Source organism: Streptomyces sp. NBC_01363 (assembly GCF_026340595.1).
Taxonomy (GTDB): Bacteria; Actinomycetota; Actinomycetes; order Streptomycetales; family Streptomycetaceae; genus Streptomyces.
The window spans coordinates 85575-107573 of sequence record NZ_JAPEPF010000003.1 but is presented as its reverse complement, the minus strand read 5'-3'; the positions used below and the strand labels follow the sequence as shown (position 1 = coordinate 107573).

16 protein-coding genes and 5 pseudogenes are annotated in these 21999 nt (G+C 68.2%); 16 read left to right on the top strand and 5 right to left on the bottom strand.

Features of this window, described 5'->3' with window-relative positions; genetic code table 11:
• Positions 1-90 precede the first annotated feature (90 nt).
• The 14 genes and pseudogenes from OG611_RS40135 (at position 91) to OG611_RS40070 (ending at position 14309) form a co-directional block, all read left to right on the top strand.
• Positions 91-768, top strand: coding sequence for a hypothetical protein (locus tag OG611_RS40135; protein WP_266431583.1), 678 nt, complete (start codon positions 91-93; stop codon positions 766-768).
• Positions 761-2140 (top strand): glutamine synthetase family protein, encoded by a 1380-nt coding sequence (locus OG611_RS40130; protein WP_266431581.1) that lies wholly within the window; start codon positions 761-763, stop codon positions 2138-2140. The genes OG611_RS40135 and OG611_RS40130 overlap by 8 nt, the downstream gene beginning before the upstream one ends.
• 19 nt (positions 2141-2159) lie before the next feature.
• The gene (locus OG611_RS40125) at positions 2160-3245 is read left to right on the top strand and encodes a Zn-dependent alcohol dehydrogenase (protein ID WP_266431579.1); all 1086 of its coding nucleotides are present in this window, start codon (positions 2160-2162) and stop codon (positions 3243-3245) included.
• Complete coding sequence (locus tag OG611_RS40120) at positions 3223-3984, top strand: gamma-glutamyl-gamma-aminobutyrate hydrolase family protein (RefSeq protein WP_266431577.1); 762 nt, start codon at positions 3223-3225, stop codon at positions 3982-3984. The genes OG611_RS40125 and OG611_RS40120 overlap by 23 nt, the downstream gene beginning before the upstream one ends.
• Positions 3971-5437, top strand: coding sequence for an amidase (locus OG611_RS40115; protein ID WP_266431575.1), 1467 nt, complete (start codon positions 3971-3973; stop codon positions 5435-5437). Before OG611_RS40120 ends, OG611_RS40115 begins: the two co-directional genes overlap by 14 nt.
• Before the next feature lie 14 nt (positions 5438-5451).
• Positions 5452-6936 (top strand): aldehyde dehydrogenase family protein, encoded by a 1485-nt coding sequence (locus OG611_RS40110; protein ID WP_266431574.1) that lies wholly within the window; start codon positions 5452-5454, stop codon positions 6934-6936.
• 13 nt (positions 6937-6949) lie between these two features.
• Positions 6950-8431 carry an NAD(P)/FAD-dependent oxidoreductase gene (locus OG611_RS40105; protein ID WP_266431573.1) on the top strand — a complete coding sequence of 494 codons (1482 nt, stop codon included), beginning with the start codon at positions 6950-6952 and terminating at the stop codon, positions 8429-8431.
• Positions 8428-9315 (top strand): NAD(P)-binding domain-containing protein, encoded by an 888-nt coding sequence (locus tag OG611_RS40100; protein ID WP_323180343.1) that lies wholly within the window; start codon positions 8428-8430, stop codon positions 9313-9315. The genes OG611_RS40105 and OG611_RS40100 overlap by 4 nt, the downstream gene beginning before the upstream one ends.
• 11 nt (positions 9316-9326) lie before the next feature.
• The gene (locus tag OG611_RS40095; RefSeq protein WP_266431571.1) at positions 9327-10217 is read left to right on the top strand and encodes a phytanoyl-CoA dioxygenase family protein; all 891 of its coding nucleotides are present in this window, start codon (positions 9327-9329) and stop codon (positions 10215-10217) included.
• A gap of 275 nt (positions 10218-10492) precedes the next feature.
• Positions 10493-11326, top strand: a complete 834-nt coding sequence (locus OG611_RS40090; RefSeq protein ID WP_266431659.1) for a M55 family metallopeptidase — start codon at positions 10493-10495, stop codon at positions 11324-11326.
• Positions 11327-11906: 580 nt separating this feature from the next.
• Positions 11907-12062: pseudogene (locus tag OG611_RS40085) on the top strand (ISAzo13 family transposase); the annotation flags it as partial.
• 701 nt (positions 12063-12763) lie between these two features.
• Positions 12764-13093, top strand: coding sequence for a transposase (locus OG611_RS40080; protein WP_266431569.1), 330 nt, complete (start codon positions 12764-12766; stop codon positions 13091-13093).
• On the top strand, positions 13090-14001 hold the full coding sequence (locus OG611_RS40075; RefSeq protein WP_266431567.1) for an IS3 family transposase: 912 nt from the start codon (positions 13090-13092) through the stop codon (positions 13999-14001). Before OG611_RS40080 ends, OG611_RS40075 begins: the two co-directional genes overlap by 4 nt.
• Positions 13929-14309 (top strand): integrase core domain-containing protein, encoded by a 381-nt coding sequence (locus tag OG611_RS40070; RefSeq protein ID WP_323180342.1) that lies wholly within the window; start codon positions 13929-13931, stop codon positions 14307-14309. The genes OG611_RS40075 and OG611_RS40070 overlap by 73 nt, the downstream gene beginning before the upstream one ends.
• Positions 14310-14529: 220 nt before the next feature.
• Here OG611_RS40070 and OG611_RS40065 read toward each other — a convergent pair whose 3' ends face one another.
• From OG611_RS40065 to OG611_RS40835, 3 genes and pseudogenes are all read right to left on the bottom strand, one after another.
• The gene (locus tag OG611_RS40065) at positions 14530-19023 is read right to left on the bottom strand and encodes a caspase family protein (protein WP_266431565.1); all 4494 of its coding nucleotides are present in this window, start codon (positions 19021-19023) and stop codon (positions 14530-14532) included.
• 2 nt (positions 19024-19025) lie between these two features.
• Entirely contained in the window at positions 19026-19526 is a 501-nt protein-coding gene (locus OG611_RS41020; RefSeq protein ID WP_353962578.1) for a hypothetical protein, read from the bottom strand.
• Between the two features lie 175 nt (positions 19527-19701).
• Positions 19702-19785, bottom strand: a pseudogene (locus OG611_RS40835) (IS630 family transposase); the annotation flags it as partial.
• On the opposite strand from OG611_RS40835, the pseudogene OG611_RS40060 reads away from it, so the two are divergent.
• A pseudogene (locus tag OG611_RS40060) lies at positions 19780-20082 on the top strand (transposase); the annotation flags it as partial. The pseudogenes OG611_RS40835 and OG611_RS40060 sit on opposite strands and share 6 nt — an antisense overlap.
• Positions 20083-20289: 207 nt before the next feature.
• Here the strand turns inward: OG611_RS40060 and OG611_RS40055 are convergent.
• On the bottom strand, positions 20290-21129 hold the full coding sequence (locus tag OG611_RS40055; RefSeq protein ID WP_266431563.1) for an alpha/beta fold hydrolase: 840 nt from the start codon (positions 21127-21129) through the stop codon (positions 20290-20292).
• Positions 21130-21403: 274 nt separating this feature from the next.
• On the opposite strand from OG611_RS40055, the pseudogene OG611_RS41015 reads away from it, so the two are divergent.
• A pseudogene (locus OG611_RS41015) lies at positions 21404-21719 on the top strand (Tn3 family transposase); the annotation flags it as partial.
• Between the two features lie 42 nt (positions 21720-21761).
• On the opposite strand, the pseudogene OG611_RS41010 reads toward OG611_RS41015, so the two are convergent.
• Positions 21762-21983: pseudogene (locus tag OG611_RS41010) on the bottom strand (DUF4158 domain-containing protein); the annotation flags it as partial.
• Positions 21984-21999: the final 16 nt, after the last annotated feature.

Below are 21999 nucleotides of genomic sequence, written 5' to 3'. Positions count from 1 at the left end.
GACTCGTTCTCGTTCGACTCGTCCTGGTCCACAGAGTCCGCCCGCCTCACGGCCGGGGCAGCAGAGCAGCACAGACTGGAGAGAAGTCCCATGTCCGATACCCGAGCAGTGGCGGGTCCCCATCCGCCCGTCCCGGACGCCACCCACGAACCTCAACCCTCCGGCCCGGTGGTGACCACCGAGCCCGACCCGACGCCGATCGTTCGAGCCGTCGCAACCCGCGTGCGCGTGGCGTTGCGCGGCGACAGCGGCAGGCAGGCCCTGCAGCGTCTGCCGGGACCGGACCCGATCGCTCTGTGCTCGGTCTCCGACGCCCAGCGCGCGACGCTGACCCGCACGTCCCAGGGCCTGCACGTCGGCACACTCGGCCCCGGCGTTCCGGTCGCGATGCTCGATGTCGACCCCTCCTCGCTCACGGTTTCGTCCGCGAGCGGCGACGACCTCGCCGTCGAGACCGTGTCAGCCCTGCTGAACCCGGATCCGCCGGCGCTCGATGCCGCCGCCGAGGACTTCTGGGCACTGTCGTCCCCCGTGCCCGGCATGCCCGGTCTCGTCCTGAGCGCCGTCGACACCGGTGAGGTGGTACGCGTCGGCCCGCAGGAGGAGCCGTACGAAATCCACGGCAGCGACATCGATCTGCGGCGGCTGGCGGTGGGCTTCGACTGGCTCCTGCCCAGCGTCCGGGCCGGCAGGTTCGCCATCAAAGGAACGCACCGTCAACTGTCCGTGGTAATCGGAGCTTCGATGAAGGCGGTTTATGATGTCTGACTGCACCACCGTCGCCAACTGGGTCGACGCCAACTCCGTCCGGGTGGTCCGCGCGCAGACGGTGACATTGGACGGCGTGCTCGTCGGTAAGCACCTCTCGCCGAAGAAGTTCCTGTCCGGAGCGGAATTCGGCTGGGGATTCGCCGATATCGCCCTCGCCGTCGACCTGGCCAACTCCGCCCAGCTCGGGTTCGATTTCGGTGACTGGCGCGGCGAGATGCGTGACGTGTTCCTGAGGCCGGACCTCGGCATGATCGCACCGGATTCGTCACTGCCCGGTCTCGCCTCGGTGATGTGCGACCTCGTCGACCGGACGGGCGCTCCGCTTCCCGTCTGCTCGCGGTCCTCGCTCAAGCACGTGATCGGGCAGCTCACCGAGATGGGCTACACCGGCAAGGCTGCGGTCGAGATCGAGGCGACGGTTTTCGAGGAGTCGATCGACCAGGCCCGTGCCCAGGGATTCAAGGGCCTCCATCCCCTCGGCGGCACCCACGGGGGCATCTACCTCCTGAGCCGTTCCAGGGATTTCACCACGCTGCTGGACGCGATGGCCGCGCGGATGGACGAGGCCGGCATTCCGTGGGAGGGCTGGGCCGACGAATCGGCGCACGGCCAGATCGAGATCAATCTGCCCCCGACCGACATCCTCACCGCCGCGGACCTGTACGTGCGGACGAAGCAGCTCATGCGTGAGGTCGCCTACGAACACGGGCGTACGGTCACGTTCATGGCCCGCTGGTCGCCGGATCAGTTCGGTCAGGGCGCCCACGTCAATCTGTCCCTCCAACGTGACGGTGTGAACGCCTTCTTCGACCCGGCGTCGCCCGGGCGGCCGTCCGAGACGATGCGGCATTTCATCGGCGGCGTCCTTCGGACACTGCCGGCGGCGAGTTCCTTCCAGTACCCGACGGTCAACTCCTACCGACGGATCGTCGAGTTCGACGGACCGCCGACGACTGCGACCTGGGGTGTGGACAACAAGTCCACTGCGGTGCGAGCGGTCTGCGCCTCTTCGAAACTGACGCGCGTCGAGTACCGGGTACCGTCCGCCGACGTCAACATCTATCTGTCGATGGCCGCGTTCCTCGCCGGCGGCGTCGTCGGGCTGCGCGAGCGCGTCGACCCCGGCCCTGAATGCTCCGTCATGGCCTGGGCGCTGCCTCCCGGCGCCCCACGGCTGCCGACCACCTTGTCGCAGGCCATCGCGGAACTGGCCGCGGACTCCGAGCTCAGCCAGGCCCTCGGGCCCGAGTTGGTGGACTACTGGATCGGCACCCGCCGCTGGGAGTGGCTCCAGTTCCACACCACCGGGGGAGACCCAGAGGCCCGGGTCTCGGACTGGGAACTCGAGCGCTACTTCGAACACGTCTGATGCGGCAAGGAGGAACCCGATGAGGGCCGCAGTACTCAACACCGCCCCCGGACAGGTCGAGTTCGAAGAAGTCCACATGGACGCGCACGGTCCTCGGGAAGTCCTGATCCGCACAGCGGCGGTCGGCCTGTGCCAGAGCGACCTGCACTACATCGATGCGCACTGGAGGACAGCCCTGCCCGAAGTCCTCGGACACGAGGCGTCCGGCATCGTCGAGGCGGTGGGCGCAGAGGTCACCGCCACGGCCCCGGGTGACCACGTGGTCACCTGCATGACTGCCTTCTGCGGGCGGTGCCGATACTGCATCGACGGACGGCTCACGCTGTGCGTCAACCACTCAAGTCTTCGCGCACGTCCGCGCCCGGCACTGCTGAACCGGCACGGCGCCGCGGTGGGAAGGATGGGCGGGATCGGCGCCTTCGCCGAGAAGATGCTGGTGCACGAGAACAGCGTCGTGCCCATCGACCGAGGCATTCCCCTGGACCGTGCCAGCCTGCTGGGTTGTGCAGTGATCACGGGGATCGGGGCCGTCTGGCGCACCGCTCGCGTCCAGCCCGGGGCGACCGTGGCCGTGATCGGCTGTGGAGGAGTGGGGCTGGCCGTCGTCCAGGGCGCCCGCCTGGCCGGCGCCACCAGGATCATCGCGGTCGATGTCGACGAGCACAGTCTGGCGCAGGCGCACCGGCTCGGCGCGACCGCGACCGTGAACGCGAAGGCCGAGGACGTCGTGGACGCCGTACGGCGCCTGTCCTCGGGCGGTGTCGACTACGCGTTCGAGGCCATCGGCCGACGCGACACTGTCGAGCAGGCATTCGCGGTGCTGGCGCCGGGCGGAGTCGCGACGGTGCTGGGAATGGTGCCCGACGACCAGCCGCTGCGCATCGCCGCGTCGGAGCTGTTCTTCCACGAGAAAAGGCTGCAGGGCTCGCTCCTGGGATCCAACCAGTTCCCCACCGACATCCCCCGCCTCGCCGAGCTGTACGTGCAGGGGCGTCTCGAACTCGACGGCATGATTTCGCGGCGGGTCGGCTTCGACGACCTCGAGTCGGGCCTGGCGTCCCTTCGCGCGGGAGGGGTGAACCGTGTCGTCGTGGAATTCACCTGAGCGGGCGCGCCGGCCACTGATCGGGATCACCGGCCGGCGCGTGAGCGCCGAAGGACGGCTCGATATCGAACCCAGGTACCGGTCACGCGAGTTCGACATGCACTATTCGGACTTCGCAATGCGGCTGGCCGAGCGGGGTGCCGTCCCGGTGCAGCTGCCCTATGAGGCGATCGGGCCGGACCTCGTCGACCGGCTCGACGGTCTCGTCGTCTCCGGTGGCCAGGACGTCCACCCCGTCACCCTGGACATCGACGGGCCGCCCACCGATCCGGGCAGCGACCCCCGCCGAGATCGCCACGAGATCGAGTTGATCACTTGCGCGATCGAACGGGGCACGCCGCTGCTCGGTGTCTGCCGAGGACTGCAGATCCTCAACGTCGCGCTCGGGGGCACCTTGGTTCCCGACCTCCTCGCCGGCGAGATCGACCACCGATCGCCCGGAAGGGAGGTTGCCGACGAAACCCACGATGTCCGCTTTCTCACCGGATCGGTCATGTCCGGGATCTACGGGGAACGCACCCGGGTGAACTCGCTGCATCATCAAGCCGTCGACCGGCTCGGCTCGGGACTGACCGTCACGGGGCGGGCGCCCGACGGTGTCGTGGAAGCCGTCGAGCTGGGCGGCGCACCGGTGGTCGGCGTGCAGTGGCATCCGGAATGGCGGACACACGATCCGATCTTCTCCTGGCTCGTCCGCGCGGCATCGACACCCAAGGAGGAGCACGATGGAACTGCGTGAATACGCCCGCATGGACGCCACCGGGCTGAAAGACCTGCTCGAGCGGCGCGAAGTCACCCGCGGTGAGCTGTTCGACCTCGCGCGCGCCGCGATCGCACAGGTCGATCCGGTACTCGGAGCCGTCGTCGGGGACGTGTTCGACGAGCCTCCGGCCTACGCGGCGTCAGGACCGTTCAGCGGTGTCCCCTTCGCCCTCAAGGACCTGCTGTGCACGGCAGCGGGGGTGAGAAGCGAAAACGGCAGCGCCTTGACGGCCGGACACGTCGCACCACACGACTCGGACCTGATGGCGCGCTGGCGAGCGGCCGGGCTCGCCGTGGTCTGCCGTACGAGCACACCGGAATTCGGCTTCAGCGCAACGACCGAACCGGTGGCGAACGGCCCGACCCGCAACCCCTGGGATCCGAGCAGGGTGGCAGGGGGATCGAGCGGTGGTTCGGCGGCCCTCGTCGCCGCGGGGGCACTGCCCTGGGCCCACGCGAACGACGCGGGGGGTTCGATCCGTGTACCGGCTGCCCTCTGCGGCGTTTTCGGGCTCAAACCCACGCGCGGCCTCGTCCCTCCCGGCCCCGACTCGGACGAACCATTGTTCGGCCTCACGGCCGAGTTCGCCGTCACCCGCAGCGTCAGGGACGCTGCGGCATTGCTGGACCTGGTGCACGGAAGCGCGCCCGGCGACCGCTACCACGTCCGGGGCCGGGCCCCGGGCGAGTTCGTCGCCGCGCTCGGGCTTCGCCCTCGCGGCCTGCGCGTGGCCGTGTCCACGGACTCGCCGGGCGGTCGTGCAGATCCGGCCGTCGCATCCGAAGTCGTCCGGATCGCCGAGCTGCTGGAGGAGTTCGGTGACCACGTGGAATGGGCGTCGCCGGAAATCGATGACGAACACGTCCGCGATCTCAACATGACGTTCTGGTCCGTCTCGATCGCCGACACCGTCCGAGCGCTGACCGGCGGACGCGACGTGGAGCACGCGCTGGCGCTCGTGGAGACCACGACCGCGGCGATGGTGCGCCACGGCCTGTCGCTGCGCTGGGAGGACGTCTCCCGGGCACGGGCCTATCAGAACCGACTCACCCGTTCCATGGCCGACTTCCTCGACCGGTTCGACCTGGTCCTGACCCCGGTGACGCCTTCCACGGCCTGGCCGGTCGGCGAACTCGACTCGAACCGGCCCGGGATCGACGCCCGGGGCTGGGTGGACACGCTGTCGCGGTACTCGCCGTTCACCGCCCTCTACAACGCGACCGGCCAGCCGGCGGTCTCGGTGCCCACGGGAATGACCGGGGGACTGCCCGTCGGAGTCCAGCTGGCGGCGGCACCGGGACAGGAAGACCTGCTGCTGGCCGTAGCCGCGCAGCTCGAAGAGGCGGACCCCTGGCGGGAACGCGTTCCGCCCGTCCACGCGGGCGGCCCCCCGCCCCCGTGGACGGGCCGGCGCTCCGCCGAGACCTGAGAGACAGAGGGAAGATGAACACCCGAGATGAGTGGACGCGGTTCGCGTCCACGCTCACCCCGCCGTCCGCGATGTGGCTGGACGGGGCCTGGTCCGAAAGCGCCGAAGGCGCCGGGCAGGACGTCGTGTCACCTCACACGGGGAAGGCCGTCGCGAGTGTTTCGATGGCCACACCCGCGGTGGTCGACCGGGCCGTCGCCGGAGCGCGTGCGGCGTTCCGGAACGGGCGGTGGTCCCGAATCGACGCCCGGGACAGGGGAGCGGTACTGCGACGCTGGGCGGACCTGATCCGGAAGCACCGCGACGAGCTCGCCGTGCTGATCACGCTTGAGATGGGCAAGCCGGTGATTCAGGCGCGGGATGTCGAACTGCGTGCCACCGAGGCGACGTTCCGCTGGTACGGCGAGCTCGCCGACAAGTTGCTCGACGAAGCCCCGCGGGGCCTGGCCGACGCCGTCGCGCTGGTCACCCGCGAGCCCGTAGGAGTCGTCGCCGCCATAACTCCGTACAACTTCCCCCTGACCTTGAGCAGTTGGAAGATCGCGCCGGCCCTGCTCGCCGGGAACAGCATCGTGGTCAAGCCGGCCACCCAGTCGCCGCTGTCCCTCCTGCGGCTGGCCGAGCTGGGTTCCGTGGCCGGCCTTCCCGACGGTGTGCTCCAGGTCGTGACCGGGGCCGGTGGAAGCACCGGATCGGCCCTCGCACGGCACATGGACGTCGACTGCCTCACGTTCACCGGATCTCCGGAGGTCGGCAAGCGGCTGCTCACCTACTCAGGGGAGTCGAACGCGAAAGCGGTCCACCTCGAACTCGGCGGCAAGAGCCCGCAACTGGTGTTCGCCGACGCGCCGGACCTCGCCGAAGCCGCGAGGACCGTCGCCTGGGCGATTACCTTCAACGCCGGGCAGATGTGCACGGCGGGCTCCCGGCTCCTGGTTGAGGAGAGCATCGCCGAGCGGTTTGTCGCGGACGTGATCGTCGAGATCGAAGCCATCCCCGTCGGCGACCCGTTCGACCCCTCGACCCGGATCGGGCCGGTCGCGAGCGCACAGCACCGCGCCGACATCCTGGCACACGCCAGGTCCGCCGTGGCGCAGGGGGCGACGCTGGCCCTGGGCTCCCTGGAGACACGCGCCGATGACAGTTCGTACCTGGATCCGATCGTGTTCACGGACGTGCGGCCGGAGCACGACCTGTTCCGGCAGGAGGTGTTCGGACCGGTCCTCGCAGTCACGAGCTTCACCGATGCCGACGAGGCGATCGAGCTGGCGAACGACTCGTCGTTCGGACTCGGCGCCGGGCTGTGGACCTCGAACCTCTCCCGCGGGCACCGCCTCTCCCGGGATATCGACGTAGGACTGGTCTGGGTGAACTGCTACGAAGAAGGGGATCTCTCGGTGCCCTTCGGCGGTCGCAAGCTGTCCGGCCACAGCGTGGACAAGAGCATCCACGCACTCGACAAGTTCACGTCGATGAAGACGACGTGGATCCGTCTCTGACCGAAGGCACACCATGGCAACCAGTGATAATAGCGGCCATATCGCGATCATCGGGACGGGATTCTCCGGTCTGTGCATGGCGATCGCGTTGAAGAAGAAGGGAATCCACGACTTCACCCTGTTCGAGCGCGCGGACGATGTCGGTGGCACCTGGCGCGACAACACCTATCCCGGCGCGGCCTGCGACGTCCCCAGCGTTCTGTACTCCTTCTCCTTCGCGCAGAATCCGCACTGGACCCGCGTCTTCCCACCGTGGTCCGAGTTGCACACCTATCTCCGTTCGGTTGCCGAGCGGTTCGACATCATGCGGCACATCCGGTTCGGGACCGAGGTCTCCGAGATCCGCTTCGACGAACGGACCCTCAGATGGGATCTGCAACTCAGCTCCGGTGAGTCCCTCGACGTCTCCGTGGTCGTCAACGGCTCGGGCGGGCTCAGCCGTCCCTTCATTCCCCAACTGCCCGGCCTGGAGACCTTCGAGGGCACGGCCTTCCATTCCGCGCAGTGGCAGCACGACCACGACCTCGCCGGCAGGCGCGTCGCAGTGATCGGCTCCGGCGCCAGCGCCATCCAGTTCGTCCCTGAGATTGCTCCCCGCACGGCCGCGCTGTACGTCTTCCAGCGGACACCTCACTGGATCATGCCGCGAGGCGACGCCCCGCTGCCGGCCTCGACGCGGGCGATGTTCTCCAGAAGTCCCATGCGGCAACGACGCCAGCGGTGGAAGACCTACTGGGAGTTCGAATCCCTCGCCTGGGCCTTTCTCGGCAACCGCCGACTGATCGAGCGGTACCGCACGTTCGCACTCAAGTACCTGAACGAGCAGGTACCTGACTCGGAGCTGCGGGCGAAGGTCACCCCCGACTACGACCCCGGCTGCAAGCGGCGGCTCGTGTCCGACGAGTGGTACCCGACACTCCAGCGCGACAACGTGCGCCTCGTGACAGAGGCCATCTCGGAGATCCGTCCACGCTCGGTGGTGACCTCCGACGGCGCCGAGCACGAGGTCGACACCATCGTCTTCGCGACCGGATTCACAGCGACCAGCTTCCTCGCCCCGATGAAGGTGTTCGGCCGCGGAGGCGTCGAGCTGCTGGACGCCTGGAGAAACGGCGCCGCAACCAAGCTGGGTATCGCCACATCGGGCTTCCCGAACTTCTACTTCCTCAACGGGCCGAACACGGGACTCGGGCACAACTCCCTCGTCTTCATGATCGAGGCGCAGGCCAGGTACATCGCCTCGGCGATAAGCCGCATGCGGAAGATCGGCGTCGGCGCCGTCGACCTCGACCGCAAGGCGCAGATCCGCAGCTACGCGTCCACGCAGCAGCGCATGCGGCGAACGGTGTGGGCGTCCGGCGGCTGCACCAGCTGGTACCAGTCCGCCGACGGCCGCATCGACACGCTCTGGCCGGCGACCACCGTCGAGTACTGGCTGCGCACGAGGTTCTTTCGGATGTCGGACTACGGCCGACTGACCACACGGGAAGGTTGATCGACTTGGACGTATCACTTCTGGGCACGGGGCTCATGGGATCCGCGCTCGCACACGCGTTGATCCAGAACGGCGCCCGGGTGACGGTGTGGAACCGCACCTCTGCCAAATGTGCATCGCTAGCGGACGCCGGTGCGGCCATGGCCGAATCCGCGCGGTCCGCGGTGGACGCGAGCCCGGTCACCATCGTCAGCCTCCTGGACTACGACGTCGCCAGATCGGTTCTCGAGGAATGCGGCCCGTTGACGGGGAAGATCATCGTCAACACGGCCACCGGATCTCCCGACGAGGCGACCTCGCTCGCCGGGTGGATCGAGAGCGAGGGCGCGCGGTATCTCGACGGCGCCATCGCTGCCTACCCGGGAGACATCGGAACCGAGGCTTCCGGTATCAACTACTCCGGGTCCGAACAGGCTTGGGAAGCGCTTCGCGGCCTGCTTCTCCCCATCGCCGCGCAGTCCCGGTTCGTCGGTACCCGCCCGGGCGCCGCGAACGTGATCGACGCCGCGATGGCGGGCGCGTTCTTCAACGTCGCGCTCGGCGCCTTCCACGAGGCGGCCTCCTACGCGAGGGCCGAGGGCGTCGCGGTCTCCGAGATGCGCCACAGCCTGCACCTGTGGACCGGAAAGCTGCTTGAACTGTTGCACGAGGCCGTCGACACGTTCGAGACCGGCGACCACACGACCGACCAGGCGACGCTCGACGTCTACGCCGCCGCAGCGAAGTCGTGGCACCAGGCGATGCTGCGCGCGGGACAGCGCGCGTCCCTGATGGCGGCGAACCTCGACAACCTGGAACGCGCCTGCGGGGCCGGATACGGCGGCATGGGCATCTCCGCCCAGATCGAAATCCTCTCCCTCCCCTCCGACACCACCCACCACTGAAAGGCCACCTCATGACCACCGCGACGAGCCTGACCACGCTGCCCGGCGCCACCACCACCGTCGACGATGCCGTCGACGTCATCCGCCGCGACGGCGGCGTCATCATCGACGGCTTCCTCAAGCCGTCCGTTCTCGCCGAGCTCCGTCGGCAACTGGAGCCGGTCCTCGACCAGACCCGGTGCGGCGACGACGCGTACTTCGCCGGGACGAAGACCCGACGTGTCGGCGGGCTGTTCGGCCGACTGGACCTGATGCCGGAGATCGCCCTCCATCCCCTGTACTATGGAGCCGCCAAGAAGATCCTCCAGAAGCCCGTGCCGATCTGGGCCGGTGACGACCGTGTCGAGATCCTCCCGGACATCCAGGTCGGCGTCACCCAGGCCATCCAGATCCAGCCCGGGCAGGGTGACCAGCGGCTGCACCGCGACGACTCGAGCTTCCTCTGGCGGCACCCGGACTACGGCCGTGAGGGGCGGGTCCAGATCATGGTCGCCGTCAGCGATTTCACCGCGGAGAACGGAGGAACCCTGGTCATCCCCGGCAGCCACCTGTGGGACGACGAGCGCCCACCCAGGCGCGAGGAGGCCGTCTCCACGTGCATGAGCGCGGGGTCGGCGCTGCTCTGGATCGGGTCGACCTACCACGGCGGCGGTGACAACTCGTCCGATGCTCCCCGGACCGGTCTGACCATGGCGTTCGACCTCGCCTGTCTGCGCCAGGAGGAGAACCAGTTCCTGTCGATACCGCGCGACAAGCTGCTCGGCCTGTCCGAGGAGATCCAGCGGCTGCTGGGGTGGGGGTCCGGAGAGAACCTGATGGGCTACGTCGAACGCGACGGCCAGATGGTCGACGCCCACGTCCTGCTCGAAAATGACGCAGTCGACCTGCCCACCGTGCGCTGACCGAGGGCCGAACCCGGGAGCGCCCCCACGTTTCCCTGCGGGGGAGTCCTCCCTTGAACCGCCCCCGTGGCGGATGCGGGACGCGGGAGGACTCCCACCGCTGAGTCAGTCGCAGCTGGCGCGGCCCGATTCGGCGGGTGATGGAGCGCCACGCGATGAATGTGCAGGGCCGACCAGTCTTTCGCAGCCTCGTGTGGATCACCGAAGTACCGGGACGAACCGCGGCACAGCACTCGGCGTCCCCCGAAGTGATCAACTATTTGGGAGAGTGCAACGTGCGGATCTACATCAGTGCCGACATGGAGGGCATCACCGGACTCGTCGACGCCGACGACGTCCAGCCCAGCGGCAGGGACTACGAACACGGGCGAATGATGATGACCGAGGACGTCAACGCGGCGGTCCGTGGCGCCCTCACCGCCGGCGCCACCACGGTCACCGTCAACGACGCGCACGGGCCCATGCGCAATCTGCTCCCCGAGCTACTGCACCCAGCCGCCCGCCTGGTCCGCGGCAAGCCCAAGAACATGATCATGCTCGAAGGGCTCGATGCCACCTACGACGCGGTGCTTTGCGTCGGCTTCCACTCCCGCGCCGGCACCCTGGGCGTCATGAGTCATAGCTTCATGGGCCACGAGATCGAGGACATGTGGCTCGAAGACCGGCCAGTCGGCGAAATCGGACTCGCTCACGCCACCGCCGCGGCGCTCGGAGTCCCGGTCGTGATGCTGTCCGGTGACGACACTGCCTGTGCAGAGATGACCGACTGGGATCCCACTGTCACCTGCGTCGCCGTCAAACACGCAGGCGACCGATTCGCTGCTGAGCTACCCCCACTCGCCGAAGCGCGCCAAGCCATCGAGACAGCGGTCGCCAGCAGCCTCACCACCCGGCATGCCGCAGCCCTCACGGCTCACTGCGGCACGTCCACTCTCACCGTCCGCTGGCAGTCGGCGTCGGTCGCCTCCACGCTGCTCGGCATACCAGGTGTCACCTCAGCCGACAGTCGCACGGTCCAGGCCAGCGGCCCCCTGCCCGACCTCTACCGGCTGTTCGGCGTTTGGACGCGTGTAGCCACCGCTCTCACCAACCAGGCGCCCTATTGTTGAACTCTCTAACGAACGGCCGCTGACCCACTCACCACAGGACCGCGCCTGCGATGCAGGCGCGGTCCGTGTCGGCGCAGGCCGCGACGGCCTGCCCGCTTTCAACCACGTCGCTGGATGCTCAAACGCCGCCTGACTTTCCTTCCTGAACGTGACCACGGGCCCGGACCAGCTCGCCCTTCTGCCTCAACCAAGGAGGCCGAGCCGCTAGTTCGGAGAGGGGTTCCTTTGCCACCTGTGCAACAAGTGCGAAGGGCCGAACCAGCCCACTGACGGCTCCTCGCGAATTAGCGTCACCGGCCGCCCGCTGCTCTGCGTGGTCTCTCTGTCTCGTACGCCCATTGGCGGCCATGACCTGCATGTGTTCCGCCCGCGGGAGCATGCCCCGCATCGGCCGGCCTCATCCCGACGCGCGTCTTTGGAGGTCCGCATAAGCACGATGAGCCAGGGCCGGCAGCCGACACCGAGCGCCGACGGCAACGAGTGATCAAGGCCCTCAAGACAGCGGCCGGGAACGGCTCGTCCGTCAGCGTCTCCGGCATCGCCCGGCAGGCGGCACTGGACCGCACCTTCCTCGATGAAGCTCGTCGGCGAGCTGACCCGCCAGGGGCACAAAGTCAGTGCCGACACGGTCGGTGACCTGCTGCGGGAGGAAAGGGTCAGCATGGAGGCCAACTCCAATGAGGGCACGCAGCCCCCGGACCGGGACGCCCAGTTCCGCTACATCAACGAGCAGGCCATGGGCCATATTTGTCGGCCCTGAGGGATGTCGTTGGAAGTGAGAGTTGACAAGCCGTCAGCTGGCTACCGTTATTTTGATATGTATCAAAGTTTTGAGGCTTCGGTTCGCTGAAAATGAGAGGGGGCTGACCGGCATCTTCGGGTTGCCCGTTGGTTGCTCGGGATGAGTTGCTGGAGTAACAGGCTCAGTCGCCCGTGGCGCCCCACCACCTATCACTCGATCGGCGACCACTCTGAGCTTGACTCCGTCGGGATCTTGGTGTCTCCCGGTACGGCAGCGACAACGACCAAGGCCTCTTCCCTGGCCATGAGCCTCTTCTCTTTAGATATGAGCGCATACAGGCGGAAGTGCCGCGGGCTTGGCGGGGCGGAACCGCTCTCCGCTCCGGCGCGTGAGATGTCCGAGGAGGACGAGAAGCTGCAGCGAGCAGTTGCCGTCGATGACCCCCACCGTCTGGGCCGCGGCGGCTGCGTCGGGAGGTACTACGACCGCACCGGACGAATCACCGCCACCTGGACCGAGCCTACCTGGCGGTTCCGCCGCCGCCCCGAACCTTCGACCCGCGGCAGTGCGTACTGACCGTGGCGTGCGACGCCGCGCCCGGTTTCAGCAGGGGGTCGTCACACGGTTCTGCTCATCACGTGCTTGTCCCTCCCCTCGTAGCGTGGAGTCCGTGATTGCAGGGGAAGTTGAGGTTCATGGGAACCGACAAGCGGACGTACGACGCCGAGTTCCGTGAGGGTGCTGTACGCATCGTGATCGAGACGGGGAAGCCGATCCCGCAGGTCGCTGAGGAGCTCGGTGTCCATCCGGGCACGCTGCACAGCTGGGTCTCGCGGTGGCGCCGCAACGGGTCGGCATCGTCCGACCGGCCCGCGGCCGCGGAGAGTGGCGGGCGGGTGCGGGAGAGCGAGCGCGCGGAACTGGAGTGGCTGCGGCGGGAGATGGGCGAGAAGAACAAGCGCATCCGGGAGCTGGAGATGGAGCGTGATGTCTTCAAGCGATGCATGGCCCTCTGGGTGAAATGACCGAGTCCGATCCCGCGGCACTGGCCGCGTTCATCGGTAACCAGAGGGCCGAGCACCACGTCCCGCACCGTCTGGCCTGCCGGGTTCTTGGGGTGTCGGAGTCCTGGTTCTACAAGTGGCGCGGCAAGCCCATGACAACCCGCGAGGTCCGGCGCGGGAAGCTGGCCGAGGCCATCAAGCAGATCTTCGAGGGCTCGGGCGGCACCTATGGCTCACCGAAGGTCTGGATCAGGCTCCTGCGGGAAGGATGGCGCGTCTCGGTGAACACCGTCGCCAAGATCATGGCCGAGCTCGGCCTGGCCGGACGCAAGATCCGTCGGCGCCGCGGGCTGACCAGGCCCGGCAAACGGGCCGCGGCTCCGGACTTCGTGCGCCGGGACTTCACCGCGGACGCACCCGACCAGGTGTGGGCCGGCGATATGACGGAGATCGTCACCGGTGAGGGCAAGCTGTATCTGGCCACCGTGATCGATCTGTTCTCGCGGCGCCTGCTCGGCTATGCGATGGGCGAACGACACGACGCCGAGCTCGTCGTCGCGTCCATGAACATGGCTGCCGCCACCCGCGGTGGCGACGTGAAGGGCGTGATCTTCCACTCGGATCGCGGCAGCGAATATGTGTCCCGGCGGTTCAAGCGCGCCTGCCGGCGCCTGGGCGTGACGCAGTCCATGGGCCGGGTCGGGTCATGTTTCGACAACGCCGTCAGCGAGGCGTTCAACAGCGTGCTCAAGGTTGAGTACGTCTACCGGCACACCTTCGCTACCCGGGCCGAGGCCCGGCTGAGGATCGCCACCTGGATCACCGGCTTCTACAACACCCACCGACTACACAGCGTGTGCGGATACCACAGCCCGATCGACTACGAACACGACCACCGAGCCAACTCCGCCTTGGGGCTGGCCGCATAGAAGATCTCCACAGAACGAGGGGATTGACACCCCGGGCACCGCGCATGAACGCGCATTGCGAACGCGTGATCGGCACCATCCGCCGCGAGGCCCTCGACCACGTCCTGATCCTGGGCGAGAGCCACGCCAGGAAGGTCCTGACCGACTACCAGGACCACTACAACGGACACCGGCCGCACCGATCCCGGCAACAGCTACCGTCCAGCGCGACCGAGCAGCCCGCAATCGTGCACGCCCTCGACGACCGAAGCCTGCTCCGCACCAGGGTCCTCGGCGGCATCATCAACGAGTATCGATACGCCGCGTGACCTGCAACGACGACTTTTCGAGCCCCACAGGGATAGCCACCGCGGCCGGAGTTGCCCCGTAGATCGACACTGGCAGCACCCTTCTCGGCCGCAGCGGTGGCGTCAACATCCAACTCGGCGACTGCAACGAGCATTGATTGGCCCTGCAGGAGTCGTGCCGCTCCTGCGCCGCTGTCGGATCAGCGGCTGAGTAATCGGGCCAACGTTCCACAATCATCCGTCAATCGCAGGACCGCCGGTGGTCCAGGTGCGGGATCAGGGCTTTCCACAGGTCCTTGTCGACGTTGAGAGGGTGGGTGGTGCACAGCCGCTCGTAGATCCGGTCGGTGTCGAGGTCGATCAGATAGGTGAGTCCCGACGCGACTCGTCCTTCCCGAAAATTGTCCGGGACCACGGCTGCGAACGGGTTGTTCCCAGGCAGCAGCCTCACGTCCTGCATGTCTGCCAGGGTGGCGATGGCGCGGGTGTGCCAAGGGCCGCCTGCCCGGGAATCCCAGACGCGGTAGGGGGAACTGGTGAGGACCCGCTTCCTGTCGGGCGACATTGTGATGTCCTCAAGGCGGGTGTCGAAGCGCATCACCCCGGTCTTACGGCCCTGGTAGGGGTTTCTCACGTCCCAGAACTGCACGGTTCCGTCGGTGAGGATGGTCGCCAGGACGTCTTTTCCAACCGGTAGGTAGCCGCCGGATGCGGCGGGCAGCAGGTCGGCTTTCCGGGGCTTGCGGATGTCGCGCATGTCCCATAGTTGGGTCCGCTCGGCAAGCACGTCGTGCATCAGCAGACGCGACGAGGGTACGTAGACCGCTTGTCCTGTGGCAGCGTCCGGGAGGAGACGGATCTTGAACGGTCGGGCGGGGTCGGTGAGGTCCCAGATACGCAGACCAGTCGGTTTGTCGTGCCCCGGCTTGCCCTGGTCGACGATGGCGAATCCCCGGTTGCCCATGAAGAACATGCTCTGCCGTTCCGGGGTCTGCCCGGCGGCTATCGTTCCGCCGCGCACCGGTCGGAGGGGATCCCGTATGTCCCACACACGCACCGTTGCAGTGAACAGGTCCCCGAGGACCAAGAGGCCACCGTCCGCGGAGACTGCCGTCCGTACGTCCTCCGCTTCGAGATGGAATTCCTCACCCGGCACCGGAGGCTTATTCTCGTCGCCGGTGAAGTCCCACAATCGGAACGTGTGGTTGTTCGTGCCTTCGCGGTGGGCCAGTAGCACGGAGCGTTCGGCCCCTGGGAGGAAATACCGGGCCTCCCACCCCTTGGGCAGGGTGAATCGCACGCGCGGATCCCTTCCCTTGGCCGTGTTCGCGGGGCGGAGGTCCCAGACCTGGAAGGTCTTTGCCGGCGTGGCGACCACCATGAGTGTTCCGTCGCCGTTGATTGGGCTGGCGCCCGGGTCTGGTGTGGTCATGGTCCCGCGGATCCGGGGCGCGGGGGTGCGCTGCGGCCAGACGCGTACGTTGCCCGCCATGTCACCCACCGCGAGCTGGTCTCCGTCGGGGCTGTAGGCCACCGACTGGGCCGGCTCGCCCGAGGGGGCCGTCCCCCGTTCGGCGTAGCTGCTGAAAAGCTCGAAATCGGTCGCGACCGTCGCACGGACCAAGGCGCCTTGCTGGGCCGAATTGCTCGCGGCGGCCAGGCGCTCCCCGTCGGGACGGAAGCTCAGCGAAGGCAGGTCGGAAGAGTAACCCCAGATGTTGTCCCGTGCGTCCTCGTACTCGGCGCGTACGAGCCGATGGCCACTCTCCACCCTCCACCAAGCCATCACACCCTTCGCGCCGGTCGCGACCAGCAGATTCCGCGTCGGGTGAGCGGCCACCGCCATCACGGACGGGGCCTCGGCGGTGTCCAGCAGCCGGGCATCCGCAGGATCCCGTGCGTCCCACAATCTCACCTCCGCGGGCCGCTCGGCCTTGCCCGTCCCGCTGATGCCGTTGCCCGTGACCATCAGGCCGTCGCGGCGAAACGCCAGTGACATCAGTGCTTCGGCAGCTACCGACCGGTCCGTCCTGAGTGCAGGAGCCGTCGGATTCGACACATCCCACAATCGAAGCCGCCCCTGGTCACCCCCCGCCGCCAGCGTGCGGCCGTCCGGCGCGAACCCGAGGGCGTACGTCATGCCTTTCGGGATCTCCCGTTCGGACAGCCGCTCGGGCCGCTCGGGTTCGCTGACGTCCCAGAGGGTGAGGTCCGTGGCCGTCTGTGCCGCCAGCAGACGGAAGCGCGGGTGGAAGGCGATGGCGGCGCTGCCATGTAGCTTCAGGGCCCCCGCCTTGACCGGTATGTTCCGGTGCGAAAGGTCCCAGAGCTGTATCTGCCCGCCGGCCTGGCTGGTTGCCAGCACATCCCCGTCCTGGCTGAACGCGAGGTTGAGCACTGCCGCGCGATGTCCGCCGGGGACATCGACCGGTGCTTCTGTCAGATAGGCGGCGTAGAGGCTCGACCGGGTGTCGGGGGTATCTGCTGTGCGGTACGCCGCGAGGCTGAGCCGTAGCGCGGTCTGCGGATCGCGTGCGCGCATGGCGTCCGCCTGGGCCGCGATCTCGTTGGCGATCAGGATCGTCTCGCGGCCCTCCGCATCCTGCTGAGCGCCGCGGGCCAGTACGGCGAGGGTGGTCGCGAGCAGGGCCAGTACGGTGACGACGGAGACGACGATCCGGCGCAGCTTCGTCCTGCGGTGTTCGGCGCGGTGGCTCGCGTCGAGGAAGTCGTGCTCGACGCGTCGCATGTGGAGCGCACCGACGTTACCGGCGAGTTGCGCGCGCACGGACGCCAATTGGTCGCCCCCGTACAGGCCGCTCTCCGGGCGTCCCGCCTCGTGCCAGCCGTCGGCGGCGTCACCGAGTCTCCGGCGGACGAGTAGTCCGGCCCGGTTCTCAACGATCCAGTCCTGAAGCCGTGGCCAGGCATGAAGCAGGGAGTCGTGGCAGAGTTGCGCTTCGTCCTGGTCCACGACGACGAGCCGTGCCGCGGTCAGCAGTCCGAGCAGATCGGCGTCCTGGTCGAGCTCGGCCACGGGGACGCGGCGGCGCACGGCACGGCCTCTGTCGTCGACCACCAAAATCATGCGCAGCAGTAGTTCCCGCAGTCGGCTCCGGTCGTCGGTGTCGAGCCCGTCATGGACCTCGTCGGCTGTCCGGGCCACGGCTGTGCGGATCCCGCCGGCGGTCTGAAAGGCGGTGAAGGTCAGCGTGGTGCCGCGGCGCCCGGCCCAGGTCTGGCGCAGGGCGTGGGCGAGGAACGGCAGCGGGACGGCATCCCCTTCGACGGCGCGCTCCTGCCGCAGTTCGCGCAGGATGTGGTCCGACAGGCCGTCCTCCAGACGCAGCCCGGCTTGTTCTGCGGGGCGTTCGATGGCCGCTCGCAGTTCAGTGTCGGACATGGCGGAGACGGTGAACTGTCCGCACCTGACGATCGCGTCGAGCCGTGTGTCGTTCAGGACCTGGTCGTAGAAGTCGGCGCGAAGGCCGAGCACGATGCGGGGACCGTCGGTTCCCGCTGCGGCGAGTGCGCGGACGAAGAGCTCCCGCTCCTCCGGGTCCTGGCACTCGGTGAAGATCTCCTCAAGCTGGTCGATCACCAGGACGTCCGGCCCGAGGGGGCTGAACCGTCCGGTGGCCAGGTCCTTCTCCACCTCGGCAAACGGCCGCCCGATTGCCGTCGCCCAGCTTTCCACGAGCGAACGGAACGGCCGCGCGCCGGGTCCCAGCAGCAGGAGGACCCGCTCGGTCTCCAGACCGGCTATGAGTCCGGCTCGGAGCAGAGAGGACTTTCCGGCTCCCGACGCACCCACCAGGACGACCGGGCTCGGGTGGGGGCTGGCGGTCACCCTGCGTACCAGGCTGCGCGTCAGCTCCTCCCGTCCGAAGAAGAGATGGTGCTGCTCCGGCAGGAATGGGCGCATTCCTGGGTAAGGGCACGGGCCGCCGCCCTGCTCTGTCTCCGGCGCAGCGGTGGCGTCGTGGACGCGCCTGCCGGGATTGCGGGCGAGGACGAGATCGGAGGCCCGTCCGACACCGTCGGAGTGCGGGCGTGCGGCGCTGCCCTGGAAGCGGTGGTCGAGGATGCGGTAGACATCGAGGAGGGTGAACCAGTTTGGACCGCCCGGATCGCCCTCCGTCAGCAGTCGGAGCAACTCCCCACTGAAGAGCGTGTGTTCCGCATTCGGTGGCGCAAACGAAGCGGCGTAGTGCGTGGCCGAGGCCAGCAGAAAGCTGCCTTCCGGACGGGCTGAGGCCAAGACCTCGCGATACGACTCCCGCGGCGCGACCTGTGCGAGACCGGAGAAGCAGCAGTCGAGGACGACGACGGTACTCGCCGCGGCGTCGGCGAGTCGCTTGCTCACCTGGTCGAAGGGGACGGCGTGCACAGTGTCGACGGCCGAGGAGGTATCCGACGTGGCAAGGTACAACTGCTGTCCAGGTCCGACCAGACCGTGGCCTACGAAGCAGAAGAGGACGACGCCGCCCTCCGAGGCGTCGATGGCGGCCTGGACGGCCGCGAGCACCTCGGTCGGCCCCCGCGGGTCGATGATCGCGGTGACCCGACCGTTGAGACCGCATTTCTCTTCCAGTGCTGCGGCGACCGCCCGCGCCGAGCGCGCTGCGCTCGGCAGGTCCGACAGCGCTCCTTGGCCACTACCGCCGTAACACCCTGTACCGACCACGATCGCGTGGCAGTTGACGCCGCTCAGGTCCCCCCGTCCGACGGCCATGCCTAGGTGCGATTCGCCACAGGCGGCTGCTGGTCGTCAGGGCCATCCATCCGCGGAGCGGATGGCGGCTGCCGCCCCTCACGCCCGTCCGCTTCGTGCGCCTGCGGGACAGGGCCCGGCTGGCGGCCCTCAGGCCCGTCAGCCGTGGCCGGGTGCGGCTGCTGGAGCATCTCGGCCACCCGCTGCGCCACATCGGCGGTCCCCTGAGGCGTCAGCCCCGCCACCCCCTCGGACGTGACCGTGACCTGTGTCCCATCCGGCCGGGTAATCGTGACGGTCTGGCTCCCGCGTCTGCTCTGCAGCCAGGCGACGACGGCCGCAGCCACGGCTGCGGTGAGCCCGCCGGGCGCCAGCAGAACGGGGACGAGCTCGGCCGCACCTCCGCTCATGCTGTCGGGGGCGGGCGCCCCGGGCGGTGCCTGGCCGACAGCGCTGCGAAGCGCTGGGTCGCGCCTCAGCCACCGGCGCAGATCCTCTGTCTCGGCGGGCCCAACGGCCTCCAAGGTGATTCTCAAATCCCCTCCGCGGTGGGGGGTGTTGCATGCAGATTCGGCAAGATTAGCGACACCCGGCGAGGCCCACCAGGTGTTCCCCGGCCGTTCGACGTCGTGATCGCGACACCCTGCGGTGGCCTGCTCGCACGCCCCCGTGACGGGTGTCGTTACTGACTTCGGCTCGTCAGGGTGACGTTGGGGTGTCGAGAGTCAGGCCGGTGCCGGCTATGAAGCCGTCGAGGGTGTCGGGCCGGTACTGCAGGCGCTTGAAGTCCTCTTCCGGCTTCGCCTGATGCACCCCGAGATCACGATCGTGTGGGCCGACTCCGCCTACGCCGGAAAGCTCGTCGACTGGGCGAAACAGCGCCTCAAGCTCACGATCAAGCCGGTCAGCCGTCCCAAGGACGCCTCTGGCTTCGTCGTGCTGCCCCGCAGGTGGGTCGTCGAGAGGTCGTTCGCGTGGATGACGCACGCCCGCCGCCACGCGAGGGACTATGAGCGGCTCATCCAACACTCCGAGACGCTGATCACCTGGGCCGCCATCACCCTCATGACCAGGCGTCTCGCCCGGAAAGGCGCGACCCCCAGCTGGCCGAGGAAACCGACCGCTGTCGACGGCTGACCGGCGAAGGTCAGCTGGACGAAAGAAGCCTCTGCCCATCCACTTGGGCAGGGCAATGTCAAGCCTGGACATGCGCCAACAAGGCTGCGTGAGGCAACGCCAGTACACCGCCCGGACCGGAAAACTCCGCGGACAACGACTCAAAGTGGGTCAGGTCTTCCTGCACCGGCCGCCAAGAATGGAGTCGAGGAATCGGCGGATTGCAACCGCTGACTCCTTCGGCCTCCGTAGATGAGGCCAGTGGTCGGCGTTCAGTTCGACCAGGGTGGTGCCGGGGCGTCGAGATGCCATCTCGCGGGCCTGCGCGGTGGGCAGCACGGTGCTGGCCGTGCCGTGCAGGAGCAGCGCGGGGCAGCGGGAGCCCAGCCATTGGTGCCAGTGGTCGCCAAGCACGCGGGTGTCGGAGTCGATCACGTCCGTGGGGTGAGAGCCGAGCCGCCACCCGTCGTGGTGCGGTCGCAGTCCGTTTTCCAGCAAGGGTGTCAGGGAGCCGCAGGCGGCGAGGAGTTCCTCGCGTGTGGGGGCGGAGTACGGAAGGTCGAGCAGAACGGACAGCGGGGCGGGGTTCACAATTGGCAGGTGCGCAGGCCCGTCAATGTTGATCAGAGCACTTACAGCGTCAGGTCGGGCCGCGGCCAGGTAGTAAGCGTTGATGGCACCGAGGGAGTGCCCGAGGACGGGCAGGGGCTGATGATCAAGGCCCAGGCGGGTGAGCAGGAGGCTCAGATCGTCGAGGTATCCGTTCCGGTCGTACTGCTTCGCCCGGTCGGAGTCCCCGTGCCCTCGCTGGTCCAGTGCGACCACCCGCCACCTGTCGGGGCTCAGGTCGCGGGCGAGGTCCGCGAAGTCAGCTCCTTCGCCGAGGTGTCCGTGCAACCCGAGCAAGGGCCGTCCCTCTGCCGGCCCGAAGTCGAGATAGGAGAGGCACCGCCCGTCGGGAGTGGTGAGGTGTGCGCGTACGGGTTGACCCGGGGCTGGTTCGGTGGGCATGGCTTCACCGTAGACAACGCTCACATGAACGTGCCACAGCATCGTGAGTTCGGAAACAGCTTCTGACGAGCACGTGCCCGCCTCGCGGGACGACGGGCGAAGTCGCCGGAGCACCTGCGGGGACGCGGGCGGAACGACCACCCCGGAGACTGCGGGAACAGCGAGGGTGCGGGGGAGCGACCCACCGAGCACGGAGGTCCCGATGGTCGACCCGATCCTGACGTACATCTCGCCCGAGCGGCTGGAGCGCCTGGCGGAGCTCGCCGACGCGGCCCGGCTGCGCGGGCCGCCGACGCCGACGACGGGTAGGGCGTTCGCCCGCGCGCTGGAGCGGGTGGATGAGATCGGCGCGTTCCAGCGCGGGCGGCTGAAGCTGTCGCAGATCCCCCCGAACCGGATGGCGGCGCTGGCCCGGTACGCCCTGGGGTCGAAGGGGCGTTGCTGAAGCGGGCGGCGGAGCCGAAGCGCACGGCGACGCTTATCGCGCTGGTGCGGCACCTGGAGGCGAAGGCCATGAGGACCTGGTCCAGGTCCTCATGGCCTTCCGGCTGCTGAACACGGCGAAGCGGAAGACGGAGAACGAACGGCTGTGAGCGGCTGTCCACGATGCCCAGCTGGAGCAGCGCCGTAGCCGCGCGGCGCGCGGTTCCCGAGACGGTGGCGTGCAGCCGCTTGCCCACGACCGCCCCGGGCCTCCGGCACCTGCCGGGCCAGCACACTCACCCCGGGCAGCTGCACCCGGTTGCGGCGCAGCCACCCCACCGCGTTGTCGAACAGCGCCTTCGGACCTCGGCGTGCGTCCACGCACGCCCGTGCAGGAACGTACGGAACCGCCGCGACCACTCCAGGTCCTCGATACCGAGCTGCATG